Source organism: Citrobacter sp. Awk 4 (assembly GCF_028069725.1).
In the GTDB taxonomy this organism is placed as follows: domain Bacteria; phylum Pseudomonadota; class Gammaproteobacteria; order Enterobacterales; family Enterobacteriaceae; genus Citrobacter_D.
In genome coordinates, this window is the sequence record NZ_JANEWG010000056.1 from 1 (window position 1) to 19,335 (window position 19,335).

The following is a 19,335-nucleotide window of genomic DNA, read 5'->3' on the forward strand; positions in this document are numbered from 1 at the left end:
TTTCATTTTTTGGAACTGATGTTTATACCGACTGTTTTTAGGGGGATCGCCCGTAGTCCGTGGCTTTGCGCAAATGCGGAAACAATCTGAAAAAAGAAAAAATATATTTGCTTGAACGATTCACCGTTTTTTTCGGCGGGTTAAATATGCAAAGATAAATACGCAATAATGTGTTTCCTAAACTCGTTCATTTATCACAAAAGGATTGTTCGATGTCCAACAATGGCTCGTCACCGCTGGTGCTTTGGTATAACCAACTCGGCATGAATGATGTAGACAGAGTTGGGGGCAAAAATGCCTCCCTGGGTGAAATGATTACTAACCTTTCCGGTATGGGTGTTTCAGTACCGAATGGGTTTGCGACAACCGCCGATGCGTTTAACCAGTTTCTGGACCAAAGCGGCGTAAACCAGCGCATTTATGAACTGCTGGATAAAACGGATATTGACGATGTCACTGCGCTGGCGAAAGCCGGTGCGCAGATCCGCCAGTGGATTATCGACACTCCTTTCCAGCCTGAGCTGGAAAATGCCATCCGCGATGCGTACGCGCAACTTTCTGCGGATGATGCACACGCTTCGTTTGCGGTGCGTTCCTCCGCAACGGCAGAAGATATGCCAGACGCGTCATTTGCAGGCCAGCAGGAAACCTTCCTTAACGTACAGGGGTTTGATGCTGTGCTGGTGGCGGTGAAACATGTCTTCGCGTCGTTGTTTAACGATCGTGCGATCTCTTACCGTGTGCATCAGGGTTATGACCACCGTGGCGTTGCGCTTTCTGCGGGCGTTCAGCGCATGGTGCGTTCAGATCTCGCCTCTTCCGGCGTGATGTTCTCCATTGATACTGAGTCGGGTTTCGACCAGGTCGTCTTCATTACTTCCGCCTGGGGTCTGGGCGAGATGGTCGTGCAGGGCGCGGTTAACCCGGATGAGTTCTATGTGCACAAACCGACGTTGGCGGCAAACCGTCCCTCCATTGTTCGTCGCACTATGGGTTCGAAAAAAATCCGTATGGTCTATGCGCCGACGCAGGAGCACGGAAAGCAGGTCAAAATTGAAGATGTGCCGCAGGAACAACGCGACATTTTCTCGCTGACCAACGAGGAAGTACAAGAACTGGCGAAACAAGCGGTGCAGATCGAGAAACATTACGGTCGCCCGATGGATATCGAATGGGCGAAAGACGGTCACACCGGTAAATTGTTCATTGTCCAGGCTCGCCCGGAAACTGTCCGTTCTCGTGGACAGGTGATGGAGCGTTACACGCTGAACGCTCATGGCAAAATCGTTGCGGAAGGTCGTGCCATTGGCCACCGTATCGGTGCGGGTACCGTGAAGGTCATTCATGACATCAGCGAGATGAACCGTATTGAACCCGGCGACGTGCTGGTGACTGACATGACCGACCCGGACTGGGAACCGATCATGAAAAAAGCCGCGGCGATTGTGACTAACCGTGGCGGTCGTACCTGTCATGCGGCGATCATTGCGCGTGAACTGGGTATCCCGGCAGTGGTTGGCTGTGGCGATGCGACCGAACGCATGAAGGATGGCGATAAAGTGACCGTCTCCTGCGCGGAAGGCGACACCGGTTACGTATATGCTGATTTGCTCGACTTTAGCGTGAAAAGTTCCAGCGTTGACACCATGCCGGATCTGCCGTTGAAGATCATGATGAACGTCGGCAACCCGGATCGCGCGTTTGACTTTGCCTGCTTGCCGAACGAAGGCGTTGGCCTGGCGCGTCTTGAATTTATCATCAACCGTATGATCGGCGTGCACCCTCGTGCGCTGCTGGAGTTTGATGACCAGGACGTGAAACTGCAAAACGAAATTCGCGAAATGATGAAAGGTTTCGATTCACCGCGCGAGTTCTACGTTGGTCGTTTGACGGAAGGCATCGCGACGCTGGGCGCCGCATTTTTCCCGAAACGCGTTATCGTACGTCTCTCTGATTTCAAATCGAACGAATACGCCAACCTGGTAGGCGGCGAACGTTATGAGCCAGAAGAAGAGAACCCGATGCTCGGCTTCCGTGGCGCTGGCCGCTATGTTTCCGATAGCTTCCGTGACTGTTTTGCGCTTGAGTGTGAAGCGGTTAAACGCGTGCGTAATGACATGGGTCTGACCAACGTTGAAATCATGATCCCGTTTGTGCGTACGGTTGATCAGGCGAAAGCGGTGGTGGAAGAGCTGGCGCGCCAGGGGCTGAAACGCGGTGAAAACGGACTGAAGCTCATCATGATGTGTGAGATCCCGTCCAACGCCTTGCTGGCAGAGCAGTTCCTCGAGTACTTTGACGGGTTCTCGATCGGCTCTAACGACATGACGCAGCTCACGCTGGGTCTTGACCGTGACTCCGGTGTCGTTTCTGCGCTGTTTGATGAACGTAACGATGCGGTTAAGGCACTGCTGTCGATGGCGATTCGTGCGGCGAAGAAGCAAGGTAAGTACGTGGGTATTTGCGGTCAGGGTCCGTCCGACCACGAAGACTTTGCTGCGTGGCTGATGGAAGAGGGGATCGACAGTCTTTCGTTGAACCCGGATACCGTCGTGCAAACCTGGCTGAGCCTGGCGGAACTGAAGAAGTAAGATAAATTACGTCACGTAAATTGAGAACGGCTCCCGTCAAAAGGAGCCGTTTTTTTATGTGCGGTTAGTGCAGGAGGGTCAGAATAGCGCGTAAGTCATTCACAGAAACCTGCCCCGGCGCTGACGCTTTCTTCACCGCGCCAAAGGTGGCTGCAGAACCAAACACTTCACCCGCCAGACGAGAAATGACCCCTGTTTTCGCCATCGACATGGTGATGATCGGCCGATCCGCATAGTTCTCATGCATATCCAGCGTAGCGGTAAGCAGCGTCAATACATCGCGTTTTGACTGCGGCATGACGGCAATTTTGGGGATATCCGCCCCTAATGCCTGCATTCTGCGTAGCCGATGGACGATTTCGTCTGCGGTTGGCGTCTGGTGAAAATCATGATTAGACATGACGACATAAACCCCTTTTTCATGCGCCCTGGCAACAAGGTTTTCTACGTGTTTATCGCCGGTATACAGTTCAATATCGATGATGTCAGCAAGCCCGCTGTCTATTACCGCCAGATTAAGTGCTGTGTACTCCTCAACGGAAAGCGCGTGTTCTCCCCCTTCCTGAGCGCTGCGGAAGGTAAAGAGTAAGGGGATATCTCCCATTATCTGGCGAAGATGGCCCAGCGCGTTCAGTACTGATTGTGCAGAACCGACATCCATAAAATGGTCAGCGCGCCATTCCAGAATGTCGAAATCAGCGTTGAGATAGGTTTGCGCTTCCGTCTTTAGGGTGGCGATGTCCTTGCCCATTAAAGAGACAATCACTTTCGGAACGCCTTCACCAATGACGAGATTTTTTATTGTTAACGTATTCATTATTACCCTTCACATGCCTGGTCTGCGTTACAACATGCCGCAACACTGCATCGCTTTGCAACTAAAGCTCAGCGGATTTTCAGTACATTTGAGAAATAAAGGGGCCAGGCGTCCATCTATAGAAGAATAAAAAAAAGCCCATCGTGGGAGATGGGCAAAGACTACACACAGCAATTCGTTGTTTCACTCAGGGGATGTCCATGCTTATAAATCAATGTGTTGATCTATAACCGTGAGCTAATAGTAGGCATGGGGATTTTTTGCGTCGATCAGATTCGTCTCAATAGTTTAAAAGCTGTAAAGAATTTGCGACACAAAGAAGGGAAAACAGAAAAATTTAGCAACAAGATTGGTTAATCAAGGGGTTGATTGATTAGTAATTCTAAAGTGTTTGGCGTTTTGGAATATCGGGATTGCCCGTCGGCGCGTTGTTAACGGGCAGTCCTTTGGTACGGTTTTGCCAGAAAAGTACGTTCCGGCAAAACCATATTGTTACGAACTATTTGCGGGGTTCTGCCAGTTCTTCCAGAACACTGTCTGAAGCATCATCGGGAAGCGGAGCTTCATTCACCCATGCGGAGAACAGACGCCAGGAGACGGCTAACAGCACCGGACCAATAAACAGGCCAATCATGCCAAACGCAATTAATCCACCGATAACCCCAGAAAGGATCAGAATCAACGGTAAATCAGCTCCCATGCGAATGAGCATTGGGCGAATGACGTTATCCAGCGTACCGACCACACAACTCCACACCAGCAGCACGGTGCCCCAGGTGTTGTCGCCCGTCCAGTAGAGCCAGATGATGGATGGAATAAGTACCGGCAAAGGCCCCAGTTGCACCAGGCAGGAGAGGATCATCAGCACGCTCAGCAATGTGGCATAAGGTACGCCGGAGATGGCCAGACCAACACCACCAAGAACAGCCTGCACCAGTGCGGTGACGACGACGCCAAGCGCCACAGCGCGAATGGCTTGCGCTGCCAGTACAACGGCCGCATCGCCACGTTTTGCCGCCAGTCGGCTGGCAAAATGACGGACCCCTAAAGCAACCTGCTCACCGCGCCAGAACAGCAGGGCGCTAAACAACAGCATCAGGCCACAGTGCACCATAAAGCGGCCAATATGGGCCGCCTGACCGACAAACCAGGCGGTCGTGCTGCCGATATAAGGCCGGATTTTGGCCATAATCCCTGAGCCGCCCATATCCAGCAGGTTGTGCCAGGCGGCATACAATTTGCTACCGACCAGCGGAATACTGTTCAACCAGGCAAGGTCGGGTAACGTCATGTCACCGGCGCTCATGGCGTGGATCAGCGGACCGCTGCCGTCGACAATGCTGTTCACCAACAGCGCAATGGGGATTACAAACAGCAATACCAGCAGGAGCGTCATCACCAGAACCGCGAGAGAACGACGGCCCCAGAGTAGTTTTTGCAGAAGAAGCAAAACAGGCCAGGTCGCAATCACCACGGTGCCTGCCCATGCAAAGCCAAGGATAAAGGGTTGTACAATCCATAGACATGCCACAATCATGATGGCCAAAAACAGCACCGATAGCAGCACTTGCGCAATATCCCTGGGCTGACGAATGTTTACCATAAATACTTTTCACCTTTTCTGTACGTCAGAATGTTGACGCGTTCTGAACACGCGAGTCACTCGTATACAATAATGAGCAATTTCAGCGGTTTTTGACAGGTAGATTCTGCCTGTAATTCTGCTGAGCGCATATTAAAAAAATGTGATACAACAAATAGTGCAACACGCAAACGATTAGGTGCCGCCCTGAAAGGCTGTTTTATACGCCGTTGTGAAGCTGAACTGTTTCTAACGGGTTGTAAAGTAGCCATTATCGGACAGGCCCAGACTCCACAACACAGACCGCAGGAAAGGGTCAATAATGATTCCACAAATTTCTCAGGCACCTGGCGTCGTTCAGCTGGTGCTCAACTTTTTGCAAGCACTGGAACAGCAAGGGTTTACGGGAGATATGGCGACCAGTTACGCCGATCGCCTTACAATGTCGACAGATAACAGTATCTATCAACTTCTGCCGGATGCGGTTCTTTTCCCCCGTTCAACGGCAGATGTGGCGCTGGTAGCCCGCCTGGCGGCAGAACCGCGATTCACCTCCCTCATCTTTACCCCACGTGGCGGCGGCACCGGCACCAACGGCCAGGCGCTGAATCAGGGCATTATCGTTGATATGTCGCGCTATATGAGCCGTATCATTGAGATCAACCCGGAAGAAGGGTGGGTACGAGTGGAAGCCGGTGTGATCAAAGACCAGCTGAATCAGTATCTGAAACCGTATGGCTATTTCTTTGCTCCGGAGTTGTCGACCAGCAACCGGGCGACGTTGGGAGGGATGATTAATACCGATGCGTCCGGCCAGGGTTCGCTGGTGTATGGCAAAACGTCCGACCATGTCCTTGGCGTGCGGGCGGTGCTGCTGGGGGGCGATATTCTCGACACTCAGGCACTTCCCGTTGAGCTTGCTGAGACGTTAGGTAAAAGCAATACGACGATAGGGCGTATTTACCATACGGTCTATCAATGCTGTCGTGAAAACCGTCAGCTGATTATCGATAAATTCCCGAAGCTGAACCGGTTTTTAACGGGCTACGATTTACGTCATGTCTTTAATGATGAGATGACGGAGTTCGATTTAACGCGCGTCCTGACGGGTTCTGAAGGAACGCTTGCCTTCATCACCGAAGCGCGTCTGGATATCACCCCTCTGCCCAAAGTTCGCCGTCTGGTGAATGTGAAATATGACTCTTTCGACTCTGCGTTACGCAATGCGTCGTTTATGGTTGAGGCGCGGGCGCTGTCGGTTGAAACCGTCGATTCTAAAGTGCTCAACCTCGCGCGGGAGGACATTGTCTGGCATTCCGTCAGTGAACTCATCACCGATGTGCCAGATAAAGAGATGTTGGGTCTGAACATCGTCGAATTTGCAGGGGATGATGAAGCGTTAATCGACGCGCAGATCAAGGCGCTGTGCGAGCGACTGGATGGATTGATTGCCGGGCAGCAGGCAGGCGTGATCGGCTGGCAGCTTTGTACTGAGCTGGCGGGTGTTGAACGTATCTACGCGATGCGTAAAAAAGCGGTGGGTTTGTTGGGGAATGCCAAAGGTACGGCAAAACCGATTCCTTTTGCTGAAGATACCTGTGTGCCGCCAGAACATCTTGCTGATTATATTGCCGAATTTCGCGCATTGCTGGACAGTCATGGCCTGAGTTATGGCATGTTCGGTCACGTTGACGCTGGGGTATTGCACGTTCGACCCGCCCTGGACATGTGCGATCCGCAGCAAGAGATTCTGATGAAGCAAATCTCTGACGACGTGGTGGCGCTGACGGCAAAATATGGCGGCCTGTTATGGGGCGAACACGGGAAAGGTTTCCGCGCCGAGTACAGCCCGGCATTTTTTGGCGAGCAACTGTACAGTGAATTGCGGAAAGTGAAAGCGGCATTCGACCCGCAAAACCGGCTGAATCCGGGGAAGATTTGTCCGCCCGCAGGCATTGATGCGCCGATGATGAAAGTGGATGCCGTGAAGCGCGGCACCTACGATCGCCAGATCCCGCTCGCAGTGAGACAAGAGTGGCGTGGGGCGATGGAGTGTAACGGCAACGGGCTGTGCTTTAATTTTGATGCCAAAAGCCCGATGTGTCCGTCGATGAAAATCAGTCTTAACCGTATCCACTCCCCGAAAGGGCGCGCAACGCTGGTGCGGGAATGGTTACGGCTGTTGGCCGACCGTGGTATCGATCCTGTTAAGCTGGAACACGAACTGCCGGAAAAACACGCCAGTTTGCGGACATTGATTGCCCGAACCCGTAACAGCTGGCATGCCCGCAAGGGCGAGTACGATTTCTCGCATGAAGTGAAAGAGGCGATGTCCGGGTGTCTGGCCTGTAAGGCGTGTTCTACGCAATGCCCAATCAAAATTGATGTACCGGAGTTCCGCTCGCGTTTCCTGCAGCTCTATCACACACGTTACCTGCGTCCTCTGCGCGATCATCTGGTGGCGACAGTGGAAACCTATGCGCCGTTGATGGCGCGGGCGCCAAAAACATTCAACTTCTTTATTAATCAACCGCTGGTGCGCTCACTGTCCAAAAAACACATTGGGATGGTTGATTTGCCGCTGCTTTCTACGCCGTCACTCCAGCAACAAATGGTCGGGCACCGCAGCGCCAATATGACGCTGGAACAGCTGGAGTTGTTAAATTTCGAGCAAAAATCCCGTACGGTGCTGGTGGTGCAGGATCCGTTCACCAGTTATTACGACGCGCAGGTGGTGGCAGATTTCGTTCGACTGGTGGAAAAACTGGGATTACAGCCGGTGCTGCTGCCGTTCTCACCGAATGGCAAGGCTCAGCACATCAAAGGTTTTCTCAAACGTTTTGCGAAAACCGCGAAGAAGACGTCTGAATTCCTCAATCGCGTGGCTGCGCTGGGGATACCGATGGTGGGCGTCGATCCGGCGCTGGTTCTCTGCTATCGCGATGAATATAAGCTGGCGCTGGGCGAACAGCGTGGCGATTTCCACGTGCAACTGGTTCATGAATGGCTGCCAAAAGTGCTCGAGCCGATACAGCCGCTGACAGTCAGCGGTGAGCCCTGGTATTTCTTTGGCCATTGTACCGAAGTGACGGCCTTACCCGGCGCAGTGGCGCAGTGGGGGGATATTTTTGCCCGATTTGGCGCCAGACTGGAAAATGTCAGCGTCGGCTGCTGCGGGATGGCGGGTACCTATGGGCACGAAGTTAAAAATCATGAGAACTCGCTGGGGATCTACGAGCTATCATGGCGTCAGGCGATGCAGCGACTGCCGCGCAACCGCTGTCTTGCGACCGGTTATTCCTGCCGGAGCCAGGTCAAGCGTGTTGAAGGCACCGGCGTTCGCCATCCACTACAGGCATTGTTGGAGATTATTGGATGATCTGGAAACGTGAAGTTTCTCTCGACGCGCTTAATGCGATGGGGGAAGGAAACATGGTCGGACTGCTGGATATCCGATTTGATCATATTGGCGACGATACACTGGAGGCGACAATGCCCGTGGATCGCCGGACAAAACAACCTTTTGGCCTGTTGCACGGCGGGGCGTCGGTTGTACTGGCAGAAAGTATCGGCTCGGTTGCCGGTTACTTGTGTACCCAGGGCGAACAAAAAGTGGTAGGGCTGGAGGTGAATGCCAACCACATTCGTTCCGCCCGCGAGGGGCGCGTGAGGGGCGTGTGTAAAGCGTTACATACGGGTTCGCGCCATCAGGTCTGGCAAATTGAGATCTTCGATGAACAGGGGCGCCTGTGTTGTACTTCACGGCTGACAACGGTTATTTTGTGACGGTGTCACTTTAATTATCAGCCTGATTTTGTTTTTGTTCGTAATGTGCACAGTGGAAAGTGATATACTGTGCACGTTTTGAACAAAAGTGAGGATGATATGTCTACCCAATTAGACCCAACCCAACTGGCCATTGAATTTATTCGCCGCGATAAAACCGATCTTTCTCCCGCGCAGTATCTGAAACGTTTGAAACAACTCGAGCTGGAATTTGCCGATTTACTCGCGCTTTCCTCTACTGAGCTGAAAGAGGAAATTTATTTTGCATGGCGGTTGGGCGTGCATTGATTCCGGATTACCTGAAAGACGACAGCTTATAATGTCAAACAGAAAACCCCGACCATTTCCCGCCGGGGTTATTTTTTATCTGCATACCACGCCATTTCACCGCTGTTCACTTTCGCACTCAATTCAAGAGCGCTTTCATTCACTAACCCTGGCCTGCCGGCAGCTTTGCGCTTGTTCCTTGAAGCGGGGATAAAACCTGACTATTAGTGCGCCCAGGTGCTTAATATGGCGCATAAAAAAGGCAAACCGCAATTTGTGTTAAAAAGGCACCGTTATGTTATGAGAGTATTCTTATGCCCCTTCAAGAGCTAAGCCAGAAATGAGTGCCGGAGATAAGCGCCGGATGGGGAAGGCGAACGGTCAGCGCTGTATCGCAGCGCTGACCGTTCGTTGGTCATTTCCTCACGGTCTGTCGTTTCTCTCTCTTCTTCAATAGCATCCTTTTAATCTTGTTTGATGATGGTTGTCGTCGAACGCGTCATACCTGTTCTTCATTCATTTCAGTGCTATTTGCACTCCTGGTGGTTCGTTAGCCTGGCCACATGACAGGTGCGCCTATTTCACAAATAGGCATTTTCTATACATCTTTTATTATTTGACCTGCCAGAACGATAACCTCTCATTAATTTATTATTAATCAACACATTGAGCAAAATCATCGTTCCCTGTAATCCCGCGTAGCAGGGTCTATGCTTAGTTAACGTAGCCAAAAAGGGCGATTTAAACGAATGCCCCTGCGGATAAAGGGTTGAAGTGAGAATCATTATCACTAACATGATGTTATGCCCTGGTGGCTCATGACATGAGGTGAACCTATGGAATTGCATTCGGGAACATTTAATCCGGACGACTTCGTCTGGCGCGGGTTGACGTTAACGCCCGCCGCGGCAGCGCATATTCGCGAGCTGGTTGCTAAGCAGCCGGATATGCAGGGGGTGCGTTTAGGCGTGAAGCAAACCGGGTGTGCAGGGTTTGGCTATGTGCTGGCGACGGTGAGTGAGCCGCACAAAGACGATCTGCTGTTCGAATTCGATGGCGCGAAACTGTATGTGCCGTTGCAGGCCATGCCGTTTATCGACGGAACGGAAGTCGATTATGTGCGTGAAGGATTAAATCAAATATTCAAATTTCATAACCCGAAAGCGCAGAATGAATGTGGCTGCGGCGAAAGCTTCGGGGTATAGGCGGTACTATGTCTCGTAATACTGAAGCAACTGACGATGTCAAAACCTGGACGGGTGGACACCTCAACTATAAAGAGGGGTTTTTCACCCAGTTGCAAACCGACGAGCTGGAAAAAGGCATTAATGAAGAGGTGGTTCGCGCTATTTCTGCAAAACGCCACGAGCCAGAATGGATGCTCGAATTTCGCCTCAACGCGTTTCGTGCATGGCTTGAGATGGAGGAACCACACTGGCTCAAAGCGCATTACGACAAACTGAATTATCAGGACTACAGCTATTACTCAGCCCCTTCGTGCGGTAACTGCGACGATACGTGCGCCTCTGAACCTGGTGCTGTACAGCAGACCGGGGCAAATGCCTTTTTAAGCAAAGAGGTGGAGGATGCGTTTGCCCAGCTAGGGGTACCGGTGCATGAAGGTCAAAATGTAGCGGTGGACGCCATTTTCGACTCCGTTTCAGTGGCCACTACCTACCGTGAAAAACTGGGGGAACAGGGCATCATCTTCTGTTCTTTTGGCGAAGCGATTCACGATCATCCTGAACTGGTGAGGAAATATCTCGGCACCGTGGTTCCGGGGAATGACAACTTTTTTGCGGCGCTTAACGCTGCCGTGGCGTCTGACGGCACGTTTATCTATGTGCCGAAAGGCGTGCGCTGCCCGATGGAGCTTTCCACCTATTTCCGCATTAATGCGGAAAAAACCGGCCAGTTTGAACGCACCATTCTGGTAGCGGAGGAAGGGAGCTACGTGAGTTATATCGAAGGGTGCTCTGCGCCGGTCCGCGACAGCTATCAGCTGCATGCGGCGGTCGTCGAAGTGATCATCCACAAAGACGCTGAAGTGAAATACTCCACGGTGCAAAACTGGTTCCCCGGTGATAACAACACTGGCGGCATTCTGAATTTTGTGACGAAGCGTGCGCTGTGCGAAGGCGAAAATAGCAAGATGTCGTGGACCCAGTCGGAAACCGGCTCGGCCATCACCTGGAAATACCCGAGCTGTATTCTGCGCGGCGACAACTCCATCGGCGAATTCTATTCCGTCGCGTTAACCAGCGGCTATCAGCAGGCGGATACCGGCACCAAGATGATCCACATCGGCAAAAATACCCGTTCAACCATCATCTCGAAAGGGATCTCCGCAGGGCATAGCCAGAACAGTTATCGCGGGTTGGTGAAGATCATGCCAACGGCGACCAACGCGCGAAACTTTACCCAGTGCGACTCTATGCTTATCGGCACGGAGTGTGGCGCGCATACCTTCCCGTATGTTGAGTGCCGAAATAACAGCGCCCAACTGGAGCACGAGGCGACCACTTCGCGCATTGGCGAAGACCAGTTGTTTTACTGTCTGCAACGCGGGATCAGTGAAGAAGACGCCATCTCGATGATTGTCAACGGCTTTTGTAAGGATGTCTTCTCCGAATTGCCGCTGGAGTTTGCGGTTGAAGCGCAAAAATTGCTGGCGATTAGCCTTGAACACAGCGTTGGATAAGGAAAGCTCATGTTAAGCATTAAAAATTTACAGGTCAGTGTTGACGATAACGCGATTCTGCGGGGCGTTGATCTTGAGATCCGTCCTGGAGAGGTGCATGCCATTATGGGGCCTAATGGTTCCGGAAAGAGCACCTTATCCGCTACGCTTGCCGGACGCGAAGATTATGAAATCATCCAGGGCCAGGTCGAGTTTAAAGGGAAAAATCTCCTCGAACTGTCGCCGGAAGAGCGGGCGGGAGAAGGGATCTTCATGGCATTTCAGTATCCGGTGGAGATCCCTGGCGTCAGTAACCAATTCTTTCTACAAACCGCACTCAATGCGGTGCGTAGCTACCGGGGTGAAGAGTCTCTGGATCGCTTTGATTTTCAGGATCTGGTGGAAGACAAAATGGCGCTCCTGAAGATGCCGGAAGATTTGTTAACACGCTCCGTGAACGTCGGTTTCTCGGGCGGTGAGAAAAAGCGTAATGACATTCTGCAGATGGCCGTACTGGAGCCGGAACTGTGCATCCTTGATGAGTCTGATTCCGGGCTGGATATTGATGCGCTAAAAATTGTCGCCGATGGGGTCAATGCCCTGCGTGACGGGAAACGCGCGTTCATTATCGTCACCCACTATCAGCGTATTCTTGACTATATCAAACCTGATTACGTTCACGTTTTGTATCAGGGGCGGATTGTGAAGTCCGGTGATTTCACTCTGGTCAAACAACTGGAGGAGCAGGGATATGGCTGGCTTACCGAACAACAGTAGCGTGCTGCAACAATGGCATCGTCTGTTTGAAGCGCAGGGAGAATCGCGTTCAGAACATGCACAGCAGCATCTGCAACAGATGCTGCGTCTGGGATTGCCGACGCGTAAGCATGAAAACTGGAAGTACACGCCGCTTGAAGGATTAACCAACAGCACTTTTGTCAGCCACTTTGCTGAGATTACCCCGGCACAATGCAAGGCCCTGGCCTTAGACATTGATGCCGTTCGCCTGGTGTTTGTCGATGGGCAATTTAGCCCAGAGCTGAGTGACAGCACGGAAGGGAGTGGTTTTGAGGTCACGTTCAATGATGAACGGCAAACCTGGGTTGCACCGATTCAACCTGAGGTATTCCTGCATTTAACCGAAAGTCTCGCCCAACGCGGTAGCCACATTCGCGTTAAACGCCATCAACGGCCTGCGAAACCCCTGCTCCTGATGCATATCACACAAGGCGTGGACGGTGATGAAGTGAATACCGCACATTATCGCCATCACTTTGTGCTGGCTGAAGGTGCTGAGGCAACGATTATTGAACACTACGTCAGCCTCGATGACACATGTCATTTCACCGGGGCACGGTTAACGATGAACGTCGGCGCGAATGCGCATCTGCATCACATCAAGCTGGTGTTTGAAAATCCGGAGAGCCATCATTTTGCGCATAACGATCTGCGACTTGCCGGTGATGCCACCGCGCACAGCCACAGCTTCCTGTTAGGCGATGCCGTGCTGCGGCACAATACCAGCACGCAGCTTAACGGCGAAAATACCACCCTTCGGATCAACAGCCTGGCAATGCCGGTAAAAAATGAAGTGTGTGATACCCGGACCTGGCTGGAACACAACAAAGGCTACTGCAACAGCCGTCAGTTGCATAAAACCATCGTCAGCGATAAAGGCAGGGCCGTTTTTAATGGCGTGATCACCGTGGCGCAGCACGCGATCAAAACCGACGGGCAGATGACCAATAACAACTTGCTACTGGGGAAACTCGCTGAAGTCGATACTAAGCCGCAACTGGAAATTTATGCTGATGATGTGAAGTGCAGTCACGGGGCGACGGTAGGACGTATCGATAATGAGCAGATGTTCTACCTGCGCTCGCGGGGGATTGGGCAGCAGGACGCGCAACAGATGATCCTTTATGCATTTGCCGCAGAGCTGACGGAAGCTCTCGGTGATGATGTGCTCAAACAACAGGTGCTGGCGCGAATAGGTCTTCGCCTGCCGGGAGGCGTAGCATGACTTTTCCCATCGAAAAAGTACGGGCGGACTTTCCTGTCCTGACGCGTGAAGTCAATGGTCTGCCGTTGGCCTATCTGGATAGCGCGGCCAGTGCGCAAAAACCCAATCTGGTTATTGATGCTGAGGCCGAATTTTATCGACACGGTTATGCGGCGGTTCATCGTGGTATTCACACGCTGAGTGCGCAGGCCACGGAGAAAATGGAAAACGTTCGTAAGCTGGCATCGCTGTTTATCAATGCTCTCTCTGCGGAAGAATTAGTGTTTGTTCGCGGTACGACGGAAGGCATTAATCTGGTGGCGAACAGTTGGGGTAACAGCAATATCCGTGCGGGCGACAACATCATTATCAGCGAAATGGAACACCACGCCAACATCGTGCCCTGGCAGATGCTGTGTTCGCGCGTCGGGGCGGAACTGCGGGTGATCCCGCTAAACCCGGACGGCACGTTGCAACTGGATATTCTGGATACTCTGTTTGATGACAACACGCAGCTACTGGCGATTACGCACGTCTCCAATGTGCTGGGAACAGAAAATCCATTGCCGGAAATGATTGCGCTCGCCCATCAGTACGGTGCGAAAGTGCTGGTGGATGGCGCGCAGGCGGTGATGCATCACAAGGTCGATGTGCAGGCGCTGGACTGTGATTTTTATGTCTTCTCCGGGCATAAATTGTATGGGCCGACGGGCATTGGCGTTCTGTATGTCAAAGAGGCGCTGTTGCAGGAAATGCCGCCGTGGGAAGGCGGCGGGTCGATGATCGCCACGGTCAGCCTGACGCAGGGAACCACCTGGGCAAAAGCCCCCTGGCGTTTTGAGGCGGGCACGCCAAATACTGGCGGCATTGTAGGACTCGGCGCGGCAATAGAGTATGTCTCGGCGCTGGGACTCGCGGACATCAGCGAGTATGAGCAGCATTTAATGCACTACGCGCTGGAGCAGCTGGCCGATGTGCCGGAACTGACGTTGTACGGACCGGAAAATCGGCTTGGCGTTATTGCGTTTAATCTTGGTAAACATCACGCCTATGATGTGGGGAGTTTCCTGGACAACTACGGCATTGCTGTGCGTACCGGGCATCATTGTGCGATGCCGCTGATGGCGTTCTATCACGTTCCTGCCATGTGCCGGGCGTCGCTGGCAATGTATAACACCCATGAAGAAGTGGATCGCCTGGTGACAGGTCTTGTACGTATTCACCGCCTGCTGGGGTAACAGGGAGACACTATGGCCGCGCTACCGGATAAAGAAAAATTGTTGCGTAATTTTCAGCGATGCGCTAATTGGGAAGAGAAGTATCTGTACATCATTGAATTGGGACAGCGTCTGCCAGAATTAACTGAGCAGGATCGTAACCCGGAAAACAGTATTCAAGGATGTCAGAGTCAGGTATGGATCGTTATGCGTCAGAATGCTGAAGGCATTATTGAGTTGCAGGGCGACAGTGATGCGGCAATTGTGAAGGGACTTATCGGCGTTGTGTTCATTTTGTACGACCAGATGACGGCCCGGGATATTGTGAATTTTGATGTGCGGCCGTGGTTTGAAAAAATGGCGCTTGCGCAGCATTTGACACCTTCCCGTTCACAGGGACTGGAGGCAATGATACGTGCCATCCGCACCAAAGCCGCCACTATTAGCTAAACTCAATAGACAGCTTTCATCCTGTTAGGCAAGGTGGTGCTTTGCCTTGTCGGACTTTCAGCCTTCTGGCTCATAGCCAGTGAATACAGGAGTTTGGGTATGAAACGCGTGTCTCTCATTACTATTACACTTTTCGGCGCTTACAGCGCCTTACAGGCAGCCTGGGCGGTGGATTATCCCTTACCGCCAGCAGGAAGTCGTCTGGTTGGGCAAAATCAAACGTACACCGTTCAGGAAGGCGATAAGAATTTACAGGCGATTGCCCGGCGTTTCGATACCGCCGCGATGCTGATTCTGGAAGCGAATAACACCATCGCTCCCGTTCCGAAAGCCGGAACGCTGATTACCATCCCCTCTCAATTGTTATTACCGGATGCGCCGCGCGAAGGCATCATTGTGAATCTGGCGGAACTGCGACTTTACTATTATCCGCCAGGGGAGAATCTGGTTCAGGTATTCCCAATTGGCATTGGTTTGCAGGGGCTGGAAACTCCGGTGATGGAAACCCGTGTCGGCCAGAAAATCCCTAACCCGACATGGACACCGACGCCAGGCATTCGTAAACGTTCTCTTGAACGTGGTATTACGCTACCGCCTGTGGTGCCGGCCGGGCCTAATAACCCGTTAGGACGCTATGCGCTGCGTCTGGCGCATGGTCACGGAGAGTATCTCATTCATGGCACCAGCGCGCCGGACAGCGTCGGTCTGCGTGTTAGCTCTGGTTGTATCCGTATGAATGCGCCTGACATTAAGGCGTTGTTTGCTCAGGTCAGGACCGGAACGCCGGTAAAAGTGATCAATGAGCCGGTAAAATTCTCCGTTGAGCCTAATGGTATACGTTATGTTGAAGTGCATCGGCCGCTGTCGCCGGAAGAAGAACAAAACGTACAGACCATGCCTTATGTGCTGCCAGCGGGTTTTAGCCAGTTCAAAGCGGACAAGAATGTGGATCATGGACTGGTAGAGAAAGCGCTGTATCGTCGCGCGGGATATCCCGTGGCCGTTACGGCCCGACAGACGCCGGTTGCGAATAATCTCCCAACGGTTGAATCTGCGCAGAATGGTCAGGCGGGGAATGGTACGGAGCAGCGTGTGACACAGTAACAGGGAAGGGGAAATTGCAGACAAAAAAAATGGCGCACAATGTGCGCCATTTTTATTACACAGGTACTATTACTTACGGTATTTAGTAGCCTGGTTGTCCAGACGCTGGTTAGCGCGAGCTGCGTCGTCTTTAGCAGCCTGAACGTCGGAACGCATTGCGTTCACGTCGTTGCTCAGCTGGTCAACTTTAGCGTTCAGAGTCTGAACGTCAGAAGACAGCTGATCGATTTTAGCGTTGCTGGAGCAACCTGCCAGCAGAGTAGAACCCAGGATTACCGCGCCCAGTACCAGTTTAGTACGATTCATTATTAATACCCTCTAGATTGAGTTAATCTCCATGTAGCGTTACAAGTATTACACAAAGTTTTTTAGGTTGAGAATATTTTTTTGATGCTAATGCACTTATTTTTGATCGTTCGCTCAAAGAAGCACCGAATTGAGCAAAATCGTCTAAAAAACCGAGTGAAAACAGAATCCTTCCATCGGATTCATCTTAGATAATCAGTAATTAGATAGTGAAATCCGATTTGATTTTTTATTAATAGTGGCTATTGATAAAATAAAAAAAGCGCCGCAAGGGCGCTTTTTAAACAAATTAATTCACTCAGGAATTATTACAGCACGTGAACAGACGCCGTGTTGGTGGTGCCGCTTGGTACCAGCGCACCGGAAACCATGACCACAACGTCGCCTTTCTGCGCCAGACCGCGTTCAACCAGCTGCAGAGCCACTTCTTTACCCAGACGGTAGAAATCATCCGTAGACGCAATTTCTTTCACCAGGTGTGGAATAACCCCTTTGCTCAGCACCAGCTGACGCGCGGTGGTTTCATTGGTGGTCAGCGCCAGAATGGTCGCATCCGGGAAGTATTTACGTACTGCACGCGCAGATTTACCACCACGGGTCGCAACTACGATCAACGGAGCTTCCAGTTTCTCTGCGGTTTCTACTGCGCCACGACATACGGCTTCAGTGATACGCAGTTTACGGCTGTCGTTATTGTAGTCCAGACGGCTGGTCATTACGCGGTCGGTACGTTCGCAGATGGTTGCCATGATGGAGACGGCTTCCAACGGGTATTTACCTTTTGCGGATTCGCCAGACAGCATGACTGCATCGGTACCGTCGAGGATGGCGTTAGCCACGTCGCCTGCTTCTGCGCGGGTTGGGCGTGGGTTTTTGATCATGGAGTCCAGCATCTGCGTTGCAGTGATAACCACTTTACGTGCGCGGACACATTTCTCGATCATCATCTTCTGCGCGAAGATCACTTCTTCAACCGGGATTTCTACACCCAGATCGCCACGAGCAACCATGATGCCGTCAGACGCTTCGAGGATCTCGTCGAAGTTGTTCAGGCCTTCCTGGTTTTCGATTTTGGAGATGATCTGGATCTTCTCGCCGCCGTGCGCTTTCAGGTGCTCACGGATTTCAACCACGTCAGAACGCTTACGGATGAAGGATGCGGCAACGAAGTCAACGCCTTGCTCACAACCAAAGATCAGGTCCTGTTTGTCTTTCTCAGCCAGTGCTGGCAGTGCGATAGAAACGCCCGGCAGGTTTACGCCTTTGTTTTCGCCCAGATCGCCATTGTTCAGTACTTTACAGATAACTTTGTTACCTTCGATGGCGGTCACTTCCATACCGATCAGACCATCGTCGACCAGAACGGTGTTGCCTACGCTCAGGTCAGTGGTGAAACCTTCGTAAGTCACGGCAACGATTTCGTTGTTACCAATCACGGTTTTGTCGGTTGTGAAGGTAAAGGTCTGGCCCGCTTTCAGGGAAACATCGTTACCGCCTTCCAGTTTGATGGTACGGATTTCCGGACCTTTCGTGTCGAGCAGGATTGCGGCTTTTTTACCGGTTTTGCTCATCACGTTGCGCAAGTTCTGGATACGCTGACCATGCTCTGCGTAATCGCCGTGAGAGAAGTTCAGACGCATGACGTTCATGCCCGCGTCCAGCATTTTGCTTAACATCTCTTCAGATTCGGTTTTCGGGCCGATGGTGCAAACAATTTTGGTCTTTTTCATGACAGTCTTAGTCTTTAAGTTGAGAAGGATATGGAAATCTGGCTTCCGGGGCGCACGGCCAGGAAGCTAAACCTGTGTTGCGAAAGTGGTGGTACATCGCTCTAAGGATAGGTGACATCGAAGGAGCGTGCAGAAGAATGTGTGCTCGTGTTTCAGCCCAACGGGAAGGGGATAATGTGAGTCGTTGAGTTCTATAGTCCAATCTGCTGAAACCATTCAAGAGTCAATTGGCGCGCATTATACGCTGAAGTTTATCCAAAAGGAAAATAAAAACAGCGTTTCAAAAATCTTCTGTGCAGATTCACAACAAATTGTTATTAAGGCGTTACTACCCGCACCAGGAGTGGCCCTCCAGAAGGCGAAAGTGTTGCGCAACAGAAACAATCCTATGCTTTAGCATTACAAAAATAGTGCCAAAGCCTGAATTCACCTCTCTACGCTTTTATGCTCTGAAGTTATAACAAATTCTTTTTTAATCAATTAGTGGCGTATCATGTCGATTTTTGAACAAAGGGGGATCTCACTGAAACCTGGCGTGGATAAAGTGTCTGCCCGCATCAGCGACATTGTCGATAGCCCGTACGCCAACATCATTACCGTGCATCGTGGCGATGAGAAGAAGAAGGATATTGTGGCGCTGGTTGACGTTCTGCACTCTAAGGCGATTCAGGACTGGATCCGCGCCAAATATAAAGGCGCGGTGATCCCGGTAAATAACTAATCTGTTCTGTGCCGGGAGGCGGCTTCGCCTGACCCGGCCTGGAGCCGATTTCCAGGCCGGATAAAACGCGTTAGTGTTGCCA

16 protein-coding genes, 1 other RNA gene and 1 pseudogene are annotated in these 19,335 nt (G+C 51.7%); 12 read left to right on the plus strand and 6 right to left on the minus strand.

The genetic code is table 11. The features are described from left to right. Positions 1-212: 212 nt before the first annotated feature. Positions 213-2,591, plus strand: coding sequence for a phosphoenolpyruvate synthase (gene ppsA, locus NNO04_RS18650; RefSeq protein ID WP_271445947.1), 2,379 nt, complete (start codon positions 213-215; stop codon positions 2,589-2,591). 64 nt (positions 2,592-2,655) lie between these two features. On the opposite strand, the gene aroD is transcribed toward ppsA, so the two are convergent. The 3 genes from aroD to ydiK form a co-directional block, all read right to left on the minus strand. Then, positions 2,656-3,408: a type I 3-dehydroquinate dehydratase gene (aroD, locus tag NNO04_RS18655; protein WP_271445948.1), complete on the minus strand. Its 753-nt coding sequence runs from the start codon at positions 3,406-3,408 to the stop codon at positions 2,656-2,658. A 126-nt stretch (positions 3,409-3,534) separates the two neighbouring features. Continuing rightward, positions 3,535-3,642: antisense sRNA RprA (gene rprA / locus NNO04_RS18660), an RNA gene on the minus strand. 265 nt (positions 3,643-3,907) lie between these two features. Continuing rightward, entirely contained in the window at positions 3,908-5,011 is a 1,104-nt protein-coding gene (ydiK, locus tag NNO04_RS18665; RefSeq protein WP_271445949.1) for an AI-2E family transporter YdiK, read from the minus strand. A gap of 301 nt (positions 5,012-5,312) precedes the next feature. Here ydiK and ydiJ point away from each other — a divergent pair, with 301 nt between their 5' ends. The 10 genes from ydiJ to ldtE all read left to right on the plus strand — a co-directional run bounded on the left by ydiJ (position 5,313) and on the right by ldtE (position 16,496). Further along, positions 5,313-8,369 (plus strand): D-2-hydroxyglutarate dehydrogenase YdiJ, encoded by a 3,057-nt coding sequence (ydiJ, locus tag NNO04_RS18670; RefSeq protein WP_271445950.1) that lies wholly within the window; start codon positions 5,313-5,315, stop codon positions 8,367-8,369. Beyond that, positions 8,366-8,776 carry a 1,4-dihydroxy-2-naphthoyl-CoA hydrolase gene (gene menI, locus NNO04_RS18675; RefSeq protein ID WP_271445951.1) on the plus strand — a complete coding sequence of 137 codons (411 nt, stop codon included), beginning with the start codon at positions 8,366-8,368 and terminating at the stop codon, positions 8,774-8,776. The genes ydiJ and menI overlap by 4 nt, the downstream gene beginning before the upstream one ends. A 99-nt stretch (positions 8,777-8,875) precedes the next feature. Then, positions 8,876-9,064 (plus strand): YdiH family protein, encoded by a 189-nt coding sequence (locus NNO04_RS18680; RefSeq protein WP_162380473.1) that lies wholly within the window; start codon positions 8,876-8,878, stop codon positions 9,062-9,064. An 815-nt stretch (positions 9,065-9,879) separates the two neighbouring features. After that, entirely contained in the window at positions 9,880-10,248 is a 369-nt protein-coding gene (gene sufA, locus NNO04_RS18685) for a Fe-S cluster assembly scaffold SufA (protein WP_271445952.1), read from the plus strand. Positions 10,249-10,256: 8 nt separating this feature from the next. Continuing rightward, positions 10,257-11,744 (plus strand): Fe-S cluster assembly protein SufB, encoded by a 1,488-nt coding sequence (gene sufB, locus NNO04_RS18690; protein ID WP_271445953.1) that lies wholly within the window; start codon positions 10,257-10,259, stop codon positions 11,742-11,744. 9 nt (positions 11,745-11,753) lie between these two features. Further along, positions 11,754-12,500: a Fe-S cluster assembly ATPase SufC gene (gene sufC, locus NNO04_RS18695; RefSeq protein ID WP_271445954.1), complete on the plus strand. Its 747-nt coding sequence runs from the start codon at positions 11,754-11,756 to the stop codon at positions 12,498-12,500. After that, complete coding sequence (gene sufD / locus NNO04_RS18700; protein ID WP_271445955.1) at positions 12,475-13,746, plus strand: Fe-S cluster assembly protein SufD; 1,272 nt, start codon at positions 12,475-12,477, stop codon at positions 13,744-13,746. The genes sufC and sufD overlap by 26 nt, the downstream gene beginning before the upstream one ends. After that, the gene (gene sufS / locus NNO04_RS18705) at positions 13,743-14,963 is read left to right on the plus strand and encodes a cysteine desulfurase SufS (RefSeq protein WP_271445956.1); all 1,221 of its coding nucleotides are present in this window, start codon (positions 13,743-13,745) and stop codon (positions 14,961-14,963) included. Before sufD ends, sufS begins: the two co-directional genes overlap by 4 nt. 12 nt (positions 14,964-14,975) lie before the next feature. Beyond that, positions 14,976-15,392 (plus strand): cysteine desulfuration protein SufE, encoded by a 417-nt coding sequence (gene sufE, locus NNO04_RS18710; RefSeq protein WP_271445957.1) that lies wholly within the window; start codon positions 14,976-14,978, stop codon positions 15,390-15,392. A gap of 99 nt (positions 15,393-15,491) precedes the next feature. Continuing rightward, on the plus strand, positions 15,492-16,496 hold the full coding sequence (gene ldtE / locus NNO04_RS18715; RefSeq protein WP_271445958.1) for a L,D-transpeptidase LdtE: 1,005 nt from the start codon (positions 15,492-15,494) through the stop codon (positions 16,494-16,496). Between the two features lie 69 nt (positions 16,497-16,565). Here ldtE and lpp read toward each other — a convergent pair whose 3' ends face one another. The 3 genes from lpp to ynhH form a co-directional block, all read right to left on the minus strand. Next, positions 16,566-16,802, minus strand: coding sequence for a murein lipoprotein Lpp (gene lpp / locus NNO04_RS18720; RefSeq protein WP_001082307.1), 237 nt, complete (start codon positions 16,800-16,802; stop codon positions 16,566-16,568). Positions 16,803-17,110: 308 nt separating this feature from the next. Continuing rightward, positions 17,111-18,532, minus strand: a complete 1,422-nt coding sequence (gene pykF, locus NNO04_RS18725) for a pyruvate kinase PykF (protein WP_162380465.1) — start codon at positions 18,530-18,532, stop codon at positions 17,111-17,113. A gap of 7 nt (positions 18,533-18,539) precedes the next feature. Next, a complete protein-coding gene (gene ynhH, locus NNO04_RS22925; RefSeq protein WP_442870749.1) occupies positions 18,540-18,752 on the minus strand; it encodes a protein YnhH in 213 nt (70 codons plus the stop codon). A 267-nt stretch (positions 18,753-19,019) separates the two neighbouring features. Between ynhH and NNO04_RS18730 the strand changes: the two are divergent. Further along, a pseudogene (locus NNO04_RS18730) lies at positions 19,020-19,253 on the plus strand (MetQ/NlpA family ABC transporter substrate-binding protein); the annotation flags it as partial. Between the last annotated feature and the right edge of the window lie 82 nt (positions 19,254-19,335).

Excerpts from the sequence above, each read along its gene's own strand:
- pykF (WP_162380465.1), bottom strand. The coding sequence starts at position 18,532 with ATGAAAAAGACCAAAATTGTTTGCACCATCGGCCCGAAAACCGAATCT.
- sufE (WP_271445957.1), top strand. The coding sequence starts at position 14,976 with ATGGCCGCGCTACCGGATAAAGAAAAATTGTTGCGTAATTTTCAGCGA.
- lpp (WP_001082307.1), bottom strand. The coding sequence starts at position 16,802 with ATGAATCGTACTAAACTGGTACTGGGCGCGGTAATCCTGGGTTCTACT.
- sufB (WP_271445953.1), top strand. The coding sequence starts at position 10,257 with ATGTCTCGTAATACTGAAGCAACTGACGATGTCAAAACCTGGACGGGT.
- menI (WP_271445951.1), top strand. The coding sequence starts at position 8,366 with ATGATCTGGAAACGTGAAGTTTCTCTCGACGCGCTTAATGCGATGGGG.
- ydiJ (WP_271445950.1), top strand. The coding sequence starts at position 5,313 with ATGATTCCACAAATTTCTCAGGCACCTGGCGTCGTTCAGCTGGTGCTC.
- sufC (WP_271445954.1), top strand. The coding sequence starts at position 11,754 with ATGTTAAGCATTAAAAATTTACAGGTCAGTGTTGACGATAACGCGATT.
- ppsA (WP_271445947.1), top strand. The coding sequence starts at position 213 with ATGTCCAACAATGGCTCGTCACCGCTGGTGCTTTGGTATAACCAACTC.
- ldtE (WP_271445958.1), top strand. The coding sequence starts at position 15,492 with ATGAAACGCGTGTCTCTCATTACTATTACACTTTTCGGCGCTTACAGC.
- aroD (WP_271445948.1), bottom strand. The coding sequence starts at position 3,408 with ATGAATACGTTAACAATAAAAAATCTCGTCATTGGTGAAGGCGTTCCG.
- ydiK (WP_271445949.1), bottom strand. The coding sequence starts at position 5,011 with ATGGTAAACATTCGTCAGCCCAGGGATATTGCGCAAGTGCTGCTATCG.
- sufA (WP_271445952.1), top strand. The coding sequence starts at position 9,880 with ATGGAATTGCATTCGGGAACATTTAATCCGGACGACTTCGTCTGGCGC.
- sufD (WP_271445955.1), top strand. The coding sequence starts at position 12,475 with ATGGCTGGCTTACCGAACAACAGTAGCGTGCTGCAACAATGGCATCGT.
- NNO04_RS18680 (WP_162380473.1), top strand. The coding sequence starts at position 8,876 with ATGTCTACCCAATTAGACCCAACCCAACTGGCCATTGAATTTATTCGC.
- sufS (WP_271445956.1), top strand. The coding sequence starts at position 13,743 with ATGACTTTTCCCATCGAAAAAGTACGGGCGGACTTTCCTGTCCTGACG.